At 63.8% G+C, this 8,861-nt stretch carries 12 protein-coding genes and 2 tRNA genes; 8 read left to right on the top strand and 6 right to left on the bottom strand.

Features of this window, described 5'->3' with window-relative positions; genetic code table 11:
• On the top strand, positions 1-450 hold a 450-nt coding region (locus EYQ35_00070; GenBank protein ID HIF62544.1), incomplete at its 5' end, for a lipopolysaccharide heptosyltransferase family protein.
• 6 nt (positions 451-456) lie between these two features.
• Here the strand turns inward: EYQ35_00070 and EYQ35_00065 are convergent.
• Entirely contained in the window at positions 457-1,194 is a 738-nt protein-coding gene (locus tag EYQ35_00065; GenBank protein HIF62543.1) for a hypothetical protein, read from the bottom strand.
• A 166-nt stretch (positions 1,195-1,360) separates the two neighbouring features.
• Between EYQ35_00065 and EYQ35_00060 the strand changes: the two genes are divergently transcribed.
• Entirely contained in the window at positions 1,361-1,942 is a 582-nt protein-coding gene (locus EYQ35_00060) for a DUF4254 domain-containing protein (protein ID HIF62542.1), read from the top strand.
• A gap of 2 nt (positions 1,943-1,944) precedes the next feature.
• Here the strand turns inward: EYQ35_00060 and EYQ35_00055 are convergent, their stop codons facing one another.
• Both EYQ35_00055 and EYQ35_00050 read right to left on the bottom strand, forming a co-directional pair.
• Entirely contained in the window at positions 1,945-2,421 is a 477-nt protein-coding gene (locus EYQ35_00055; protein ID HIF62541.1) for a response regulator, read from the bottom strand.
• 8 nt (positions 2,422-2,429) lie between these two features.
• Positions 2,430-3,422, bottom strand: coding sequence for a sigma-54-dependent Fis family transcriptional regulator (locus EYQ35_00050; protein ID HIF62540.1), 993 nt, complete (start codon positions 3,420-3,422; stop codon positions 2,430-2,432).
• A 208-nt stretch (positions 3,423-3,630) separates the two neighbouring features.
• Between EYQ35_00050 and EYQ35_00045 the strand changes: the two genes are divergently transcribed.
• From EYQ35_00045 to EYQ35_00030, 4 genes are all read left to right on the top strand, one after another.
• Positions 3,631-4,389 (top strand): ribonuclease PH, encoded by a 759-nt coding sequence (locus EYQ35_00045; protein HIF62539.1) that lies wholly within the window; start codon positions 3,631-3,633, stop codon positions 4,387-4,389.
• Positions 4,382-4,996 carry an RdgB/HAM1 family non-canonical purine NTP pyrophosphatase gene (gene rdgB / locus EYQ35_00040; GenBank protein HIF62538.1) on the top strand — a complete coding sequence of 205 codons (615 nt, stop codon included), beginning with the start codon at positions 4,382-4,384 and terminating at the stop codon, positions 4,994-4,996. Before EYQ35_00045 ends, rdgB begins: the two co-directional genes overlap by 8 nt.
• Before the next feature lie 33 nt (positions 4,997-5,029).
• Positions 5,030-5,106: transfer RNA gene (locus tag EYQ35_00035), tRNA-Pro, on the top strand.
• A 47-nt stretch (positions 5,107-5,153) separates the two neighbouring features.
• A tRNA-Arg gene (locus tag EYQ35_00030) sits at positions 5,154-5,230 on the top strand.
• 20 nt (positions 5,231-5,250) lie between these two features.
• Here EYQ35_00030 and EYQ35_00025 read toward each other — a convergent pair.
• Positions 5,251-5,613 carry a hypothetical protein gene (locus tag EYQ35_00025; GenBank protein ID HIF62537.1) on the bottom strand — a complete coding sequence of 121 codons (363 nt, stop codon included), beginning with the start codon at positions 5,611-5,613 and terminating at the stop codon, positions 5,251-5,253.
• A gap of 25 nt (positions 5,614-5,638) precedes the next feature.
• Here EYQ35_00025 and EYQ35_00020 point away from each other — a divergent pair, with 25 nt between their 5' ends.
• Entirely contained in the window at positions 5,639-5,917 is a 279-nt protein-coding gene (locus EYQ35_00020) for a hypothetical protein (GenBank protein ID HIF62536.1), read from the top strand.
• 75 nt (positions 5,918-5,992) lie between these two features.
• Here the strand turns inward: EYQ35_00020 and EYQ35_00015 are convergent, their stop codons facing one another.
• Both EYQ35_00015 and EYQ35_00010 read right to left on the bottom strand, forming a co-directional pair.
• A complete protein-coding gene (locus tag EYQ35_00015; protein HIF62535.1) occupies positions 5,993-7,105 on the bottom strand; it encodes an acyl-CoA dehydrogenase in 1,113 nt (370 codons plus the stop codon).
• Between the two features lie 69 nt (positions 7,106-7,174).
• Entirely contained in the window at positions 7,175-8,383 is a 1,209-nt protein-coding gene (locus EYQ35_00010; protein ID HIF62534.1) for an acyl-CoA dehydrogenase, read from the bottom strand.
• A gap of 209 nt (positions 8,384-8,592) precedes the next feature.
• Here EYQ35_00010 and EYQ35_00005 point away from each other — a divergent pair.
• Positions 8,593-8,861: glycosyltransferase (locus EYQ35_00005; protein HIF62533.1), on the top strand; the 269-nt coding region annotated here is incomplete at its 3' end.

Genomic DNA, 8,861 nt, shown 5'->3' with positions numbered 1-8,861 from the left:
CGCTGGCCGCTTGAGCGTTGGAGGCAGTACCTGCAGCGGCTCGATGCCGCCGGCATAAGGGCGATGCTGCTGTGGGGGCCCGACGAAGTGGAGCTGGTAGAGGAGCTGCGTGGCGCGCTCGGATCGGGCAGCAGCGTGGCGCCCTCAACCACGCTGCCTGAGCTGGTGGCCTTGACGGGGCAGTTCAGGGCCTACGTGGGTAGCGATACGGCGGCCTTGCACATGGCCTGGCTGCAGGGTGTACCAGCGGCGGTATTTTCGGGTCCCAAACCGCTGACCACGGCCGCACCGCTGGAGCTGGTTGACCACAGGATACTCAGGAGAGAGGAGCACTACGTGGACGGTCTGGCGCCCAGTCGCCAATCCCCTCAAGTTACAACGGAAGTAACGGTCGAGCAGGTAGTCGCTGCCACCCGTTCCTTGCTGGCAGCTTCATCGGCCAGTGTCTGAGGCGCCTCAGCCCCAGGCGTTGCTCTCATACCAGCGCATGTAACCCAGCACCCGGCTGACGTGCTGTCGGGTTTCGCGATAGGGCGGCGTGGTGTTGCCGTAGCGGCGCACGGCGCCAGGGCCGGCGTTCCATGCCGCTGCCAGGAGGTCGTAACGCTGTTCGAAGCGGTTCACGTGCATGGCGTTGATGTAGCTGGCCAACAGCAGGTTTATGGCGGGGGCAAACAGATCCGATTCGTCGAATCCGCGCAGTTGAGCTTTGTCCACGTACAGGTAATCGCGCCCGTCGGCCGCAAGTCGGCGCGCGGCGGCTCTCGCCGTGGCCGGCATGAGCTGGGTAAGCCCGCGGGCTCCCACCGGCGACACTGCGTCGGCGCGGCCACCAGACTCGGTAAGAACCAGGGCCCTGAGATAATTGCTGGAAATGCGGCGGTCAGAATCACCCCAGGCCAGCGAAGAGTAGTAGCGCAGCAGGTGTTCGTAGCGGTCGAGCCTTGCAACTTGATGCCGGCCGGGCGCCAGGCCGGCCCGTGGGGCGGGGGAGACGTCGGCTTGTCGTTTGGCCATAACCCGGGCCACCGAGGGAAGGCGCCGCTGGCCTTTGATCTCGAGCGCCCCGCGGGCGTTGGGGAGGCTGGTAGCCCAGGGCGACTCGGCCAGCAGCAGGCAGGCCGCCAGCAGCAGGGTGGCCGTTCGCCGTTTGGGAAGGTGAACCATGTCCTGATCAAGCAAACGCTGTGCCATCCCTAGCGCCTCTGCCAGGGTAATGTTTTCGCGGGTAAAGCTGCTGCCCGGCCCTGGTGGCCGCCAACCGGGGTACACAGCTGTCCATTAAGGTGCATCTATTTATTACTGCTATCGAGAAGGGGCGCGTCTCCCCCTTCCTGTGGGGATGTGCTAGATGGCCGGTATGTCGTTGGATATTGACGTAGTCGCCGTGCATGACCGTGCCCTGGGCCAGTGGTACGCGCCCGCCGGCGCCCCGGGTGAGCTTGCCCCGGGCGAGGAACTGCTTTCGCTCGTGCTGGCCCAGCACAGCTGCAACTTTGGACTGTGGAACCTGGAAGACGAGGCCCGCCGTCGCGACGTTGACGATTCGGTGATCGCCGAAGTAAAACGGCAGATCGATGGCTGGAATCAGCGCCGAAACGATCGCGTGGAGCTGATAGACGAATTTCTCCTGGCCGACCTGGCCGACTCCCTGGAGGCGTCGGCACCCCTGCACTCCGAGACCGCCGGCATGATGATAGACCGCCTGTCGATACTGTCGTTGAAGATCCACCACATGGGCCTTAACGCGGCCCGCGATGACGACCCGGAGCTTGGCCGCGAGTGTGCCGGCAAGTTGGAAGTGCTCATAAGGCAGCGCGGCGATCTCGCCGACTGCCTGCAGCAGTTGCTCAGTGATTGTCGGCAGGGACGCCGCAGGTTCCAGCTCTATCGGCAGTACAAGGCTTACAACGACGAGCGCTTGAACCCCGCACTGCGCTGAATTCAGCCCGCTTGCAGTCTGTCTTCGGCGCTGGCCAGTTGACGAGAGATTTCGCGCGCGTGCAGCTGCGCGTTTATGCGGTCCATCAGCTCGTGGTGTGTAAAGGGCTTGCAGAGAAACTCGCTCACGCCCAGTTTCATACCGGCCGAGCGCGTGGCCACGTCGTCGCAGCCGGTCAGCAGGATGATGGGGATGCTCGCTGTGCGCTGCTTGCCGCGCAGGTGGTGACAGGCTTCGAGGCCGGTCATTCGTGGCATCATTACGTCCATTACCACCACCTCGACGTCGTCGCGCGTATCGAGAACCTCGAGAGCCTCCATGCCGTCGGCTGCAGTAATCATGTAGAATCCACGCCGCGACAGAAGTTTTACGACCGCTTCCATGGCCGATGCGTCGTCGTCGACGACCAGGATAACCGGGTAGCCTTCGGGGTTCGGGGCAGGCTGTTTCACGTCAGCGGGATAGTTTTCACCTTTCATCGTCTTCCTCAGTACGCGTAGCTTGTCGGAGCTTCGTAGTTGTCTTCGCGGTTGCGTCGCAGCTTGGCCACCAGGGTGGTGCGCTTGAGCCCGAGCAAACGCGCGGCGGCCTGCTTGTTGCCATTGGTGCGGCGCAGGGCCTCGTCGATGAGCCTGTTTTCGAACTCGTTGACGGCCGCGTTAAGATCGAGCCCGTCATCGTTGAGCTGCGTTCGGGGAATCTTTTTCTGCGGCAGGAAGGCCGATATGTTGCCGGGCAGGTCGGCGGGCTTCACCATGGGCGAATCGGCCAGTACCGAAAGGCGCTCGATGGTGTTTTCTAGCTCGCGCACGTTACCCGGCCAGTCATATTCCCACAGCAGCACCATGGCTTCTTCGGAAATTGTCAACGGGTAAGGCCGCGCCTCGTTGTGGATACGCAGGAAATGCTCAATGAGGATGGGTATATCCGAGCGACGCTCGCGCAAGGGAGCGATGGTCACCGGTATGACCTGCAGGCGGTAGTAGAGGTCCTCGCGGAAGCGGCCTTCCTCGACCTCGCGGGCCAGGTTCTTGTTGGTTGCCGCTACGACCCTGACATCGACCTTGAAGGGCATGTCGGCGCCGACCGGCCGTATCTCGCGATCCTGCAGCACTCGCAGCAGCTTGACCTGTAACAGCGGGTCCATTTCGCCGATTTCGTCCAGAAAAATCGTGCCTTCATGGGCCAGCTGAAACATGCCTGGCCTTTGCCCTATGGCGCCGGTAAACGAGCCCTTCTGGTGGCCGAACATCTCGGATTCGAGCAATCCGCCGGGGATCGTGCCGCAGTTGATGGCCACGAATGGCTTGTTGGCGCGCGGGCTGAGCGCGTGCAGGCGTGCTGCGACCAGCTCCTTGCCGGTGCCGCTTTCGCCGCTTATCAGCACCGTGGCGTCGGTGCGACCCACCTTGCCCAGCAGGTGATGCAGCTGCTGCATGAGCGGATGCGTACCTATGATTTCGGTCTTGTCTTCGTTCATGTGGTATTCCTGGTCGTTTCGGTGATCGCGTTCCCTCGAACGTCAGAATCATCACTACTGTTACGAAAGTAACACCCCCGTTCGCTTGGCCGCTACCTGAATGTCGCCAAAGTTATGACGGTGTTCGCTGAACGAACGCCTCGCGCTCGGCAACAGGCCTCCAGCGGCGATTTGCTCCGTGCCCCAGCCCGTGAAAAAAGCCGGTGAGATGGCAAGCAAAAGAGCAGACGGAAGAATCAACGATGAGCTGAGGCCTGTGAGGATAACCCCGGGCTACCTGGTGTCGCCCGCGGGGTCGGTACTCATCGAGATGGGTAACACGCGCGTCATATGCACGGCGTCAGTAGAAGAAGGCGTGCCGCGTTTTCTCGAGGGCAAGGGGCGCGGTTGGGTGACGGCCGAGTACGGCATGCTGCCGGCCTCCACCAATACGCGCATGGACCGCGAGGCGGCCCGCGGCAAGGTCGGTGGTCGCACCATGGAGATACAGCGCCTGATAGGCCGCAGCATAAGGGCGGTGGTTGATATGGAGGCACTGGGCGAGCGCACCGTAAAGCTCGATTGTGACGTAATCCAGGCCGACGGAGGCACGCGTACAGCTTCGATAACCGGAGCCTGGGTAGCGTTTGCGCTGGCCTGCCATGGCCTTTCCTCACAGGGGCTCGTGGATGGCGACCCGGTGGCGGCTGGCGTCGCGGCCATCAGCGTGGGCGTGGTTGACGGCGAGTGTCGGCTTGACCTGCCCTACGAGGAGGACTCGCGGGCCGACGTCGACATGAACGTAGTGATGACCTCGACCGGTGATTTTGTGGAGCTGCAGGGCACGGCCGAGGGCGCGACCTTTGGTCGCGACGACCTTGACGAGCTCACGGCGCTGGCGTGGAAGGGCGTGCAGGAATTGCTCGTGTTGCAGCGCGAGGCGGTTGAGAGGGGCGCCAGCCTGGCCGCGGGCAAGCACGATGGCTGATCGGCTGCGCGTTGTCCTGGCCACGGGCAACAAGGGCAAGCTGGCCGACTTCGAGGCACTGCTCGAAGGCAGCGGCCTCGAGCTGGTACTGCCCGAAGCACTGGGCCTCGAGGTCGACGTGGAAGAAACCGGCACGACCTTTCTCGACAACGCCTTGCTCAAGTCCCGCGCCCTGTGCGAGGCATCGGGCCTGCCCGCACTGGCCGATGACTCGGGATTGGCCGTAGACGCGCTCGAAGGGGCACCGGGTGTCTACTCTGCGAGGTACGCCGGTCCCGAATGCGACGACGATGCCAATAACGCTCGCCTCCTGGCCGACATGGTAGGGGTTGACGACCGCTCGGCGGCCTTTGTCTGTGTGCTGGCGCTGTCTTGGCCCGACGGTCGCGAGTTGACGGCCGCCGGCCGTTGTCGGGGTAAGATCACCGATAGCCCGCGCGGTTCAAACGGCTTTGGCTACGACGTGGTATTTTTTCGGGAGGATCTCGGCTGCACTTTTGCGGAGGCGACCCCGCAGCAGAAAAACGAGCGCAGCCACCGTGCTGTCGCGGTCACCGAGCTGCTGGCGTTGCTCGAGGTGGCCCAAACCGACGCCCCTGCCTTGTAATCAGGCCGGGGGTATTGAACAATCCTTTATTCACGGGGTGTGGCGCAGCCTGGTAGCGCACCTGCTTTGGGAGCAGGGGGTCGGAGGTTCAAATCCTCTCACCCCGACCACTTAACGGCCGGGCCGATTAGAACCCGGCCTTTCTACCGCGCGGTGGGCGCCAGTAGCTCATACGGATAGAGCATCGGCCTTCTAAGCCGAGGGTAGCAGGTTCGAGTCCTGCCTGGCGCACCAGCCCTGGAGCAGTACCGGGGTCAGGGTAGCAGCGCGACGGTGACCGTTACCACCGGCAGAGGCACTATGGGGTTTGCTAAGGGGATCTGGTCGTCGACGGCTTCGGTGACAGTAGTGTTGAAATCCGCCGAGGTGACAGCCGACGTCGAACTCAGCCTGCAGGACGCCAGGGCCGTCGGGGTCGTAAAACCGCTGGCGTCGACCCAACCCAGCTTGACGGTGCCCGGCAGGGTGCGGTTTGCGAGCATAAGGTTGCCGGGGCCATCGCTGCAGTCGGCCGTCGTGCCACTGGTTACATCGAAGGAACCGGTCGGGCCGGTAAAGTTAAGCGTGAGCGCCATTGCGCCCACCAGGCCCACGTTGCTGTCTATCGACAGGCTCACGTTGTAGCTGGGGGTCGCAAGCGTCGTGCTGGTGCTCGAGGTACTCGAGGTACTTGACGTGCTGCTCGACGAAGTGGTGGAAACGCTGGTCGTGGTGGTTGTCGTGGTGGTTGTCGTGATCGACGACCCGCCTCCAGTGGTCGTGCTGGTGGTCGCTGCGGTTTCCGTGGTCGTGGTCGTAGCGGACGGATCAAAAACCGAGGTCGGCGGCGGGCAGGCCGACGCCGACAGCAGGACCAGGGTGGCGAACAGCGCGCTCGAAAGCTGGGTAGTGCGGGTCATGCCAAACAGTATACCAATTTAACGAGGCCCGTGTCGCCCACTGAACGTGCGACCGAGCTCCGGCAGGGTGGGGCCCAGTCCCACAGGGGCGGGCTGGTCAGTCCAGCAGTGCGGCCAGCTTGTCTCGCTGCCGCCCCGCGTCACCGTACAACACCTGGTTGTGGCACTGGCGCTTAAAATAGAGGTGCAGGTCGCACTCCCAGGTAAACCCTATACCCCCGTGCAACTGCACCGAGCGGCCCGAGCAGAAGCCCGCCATGTCGGATGCGGCGGCCTTGGCCATGCGCGCGAGTCGTTCGGCCGTGGCCGGTTCGCAGTCCACCGCGCAGGCGGCTGCGTACACCAGAGAGCGTGCGCGATCTATGTCGAGCATCATGTTGACGGTGGGATGTTTCACCGCCTGGAAGAACCCCAGCGGATGATCAAACTGCACGCGCGTGCGCGCGTAGTCGGCGGTGGTCTGCATTTGCCACTCAGCGGCGCCGCACATATCGGCCGCCACTATAACCAGCACCGCGGGCAGTGCCGCCATCAAGGCCTCGCTGCCCTGCCCGGGCGGGGCCACCACGCAGTCGGCGTCGAGTTCTACACCGTTGAACTTGAGTCTCGCCTGGTCGCGGGTGAGGTCCACTATGCGATCGGGCGTGATGGTCAGTCCCGGGGCGTCGGCGGCCACGCGGTACAAGCCCACGCCGGCCTCGGCTTTCGCCGCGACGAGAAACGACCCCGCCTTGCGCGCGTCCTGCACGAAAGTCGCTTCGCCGCTCAGCACTGGCGCGTCGTTGCTGCCCGACGCTTGCACCTCTTCGCAGTCGACCTGCCAGTCTCCATCGGCGCGCACGCCCGCGAGTGACACCGCGGCGCCCCCCGCGATCTCACCCAGCAGTGCAGATGCTCCCGGGCTATCGGCTTCGCGGGCGACGCAGGTGGCGACCAGCGTCGCCACCAGAGGCGAGGGAAGGGCCACGCGGCCGGCTTCTTCGGCAACCGCGGCCACGGCCACCATCTTCATGCCGGCACCACCGTTGCTCTCGGGCACCGCCAGCGAACTCACGCCCAGCTCGACCAGGCCCTGCCAGGTCTGCTCGTTCCACGGGGCCGGGTTCTCACCGCTGCCGTATGCTTTTTCGGGGTCACCGGCCACCAGCGCGCGCAGGCTTTCTATGCCCGCGTTGTCGGCCAGGTAGCGCGCCACCGAGTCTCGTACCATCTGTTCTTCTTCGCCGAAGCCGAAGTCCCTGGGTTGGGTAGTTGCCATCGTGTGTCTCTCGCTCTCTTGTTACTTGGATTTGGCCATGCCGAGTACGCGCTCGCCCAGTATGTTGCGTTGCACCTCGCTGGTGCCGGCCGCGATCGTCATGCCGTAGGAGTTCATGTAGGCGCGCACCCACTCGGCTTCGTCGGGCGCGTTGGGGTCGTCGAGGTACAGCGTCGAAGCCGCGCCCTCGATCTCCATTGCGAGCGCCGACATGTCCTGCAGCAGTTCGGTTATCGTTACCTTGCCCGCGAGCGGTATACGCATGGGGTGGTCGCACAGCGCTTCCACTCGACTTCGCCTCACGGTCTGGCGTAAGCCTTCCACCCTGGTGGCGATTGCCATCACGCGGTCACGGATAACCGGGTCGTCCCAGGCACAGCCGCTGCCGCGCGGGCAACTCCTGGCCAGCGCCAGCAACGACTCAAAGCGTTCTTCGATCGACAGGCCACCGCCGCTTCCCGCTCCTTCGGCGGCTCCACGTTCGTGGGTCAGGGTGGTCATGGCCACCGTCCAACCCTTGCCTACCTCGTCAAGCCTCAGGTCGTCGGGCACGACGACGTCTTCGAACAGGACCTCGTTGAAACCGGTTTCGCCGGTGATCTTGATAAGGGGCCGCACGGTCACGCCCTCGGTATCGGCGACCGGGGTGATGAAATAGCTCAGCCCGTTGTACTTATGGTCTTTACTGGTGCGCAGCAGGATGATCATCCAGCTGGCAAAGTGGGCGAGGCTCGTCCACACCTTGTGGCCGTTCAGTATCCAGTTGTCGCCGTCGCGCACGGCCGAGGCCTGCACGCTGGCGAGGTCGCTGCCGGCTCCCGGTTCGGAAAAGCCCTGGCACCAGATTTCTTCGCAAGACAGCAGCTTGGGCAGGAAGCGGCACTTCTGCTCCTCGGTACCGTGGTGGAGTATGGTCGGGGCCGCCATGCCCAGCCCGATGACGTTGAGCAAGTAGGGTACGCGCGCGCGCGACATTTCCTGGTTGGCCACCGCCTGGCATTTCTCGCGGCCACCGCCGCCGTACTGCTCGGGGTAGTCGGTGCCCACCAGGCCGGCCTTCCAGCACTTGTATTGCCAGTCGGCCAGGTACACGCGCTGTTCTTCGGTCATTACCTCGATGGCGCCCTGGGGTAGCCTGAACGAGGGCGGTGCGGGGCGGTTTTCACCCAACCACGCCCGGCAATATTCACGAAACTCTGCCTGTTCAGGACTGTCCTTACGTTCTGCCACGGTGTTGCTCCTTGTTGTTGCAGGGTGCTTGGACGGCGTCTACTTACTGACGCTGCTAGTCCACGCTACGGGGGTTTTATTTCTCACAGGCGCCGCGCTGCGGCAACAGTAACGGGGATACGGCAGCGGCCCCGGCTTTCCGTTTTACAGGAGAGAGCGTTCTGGTTAGCTTTTGACGGGCCTCGTCCGATGGGGCAGGTATGAGCCCGATGAGTAACGCGAACGCCCAGCCGCTGCCGCTTACATTGCTCGTGCTCACCCACAACGAGCAGCACAATATTGCCCGCTGTCTCGACAGCGTGCCCTTCGCCGACGAAAAACTGGTGGTCGATTCGGGCAGCAGTGATGCCACCCGTGATATTGCTGTCGAACATGGCGCGCGCGTGGTGGAGCAGGAGTGGCTGGGTTTTGGAGCGCAGCGCAACTTTGCGACCGGCCGCGCGGCGCATGACTGGATCCTCGTGCTGGACGCCGACGA

It is taken from the genome of Candidatus Binatota bacterium (assembly GCA_012960245.1).
Classification (GTDB): domain Bacteria; phylum Desulfobacterota; class Binatia; order UBA1149; family UBA1149; genus UBA1149.
This window is presented reverse-complemented; position numbering and strand designations above follow the sequence as displayed.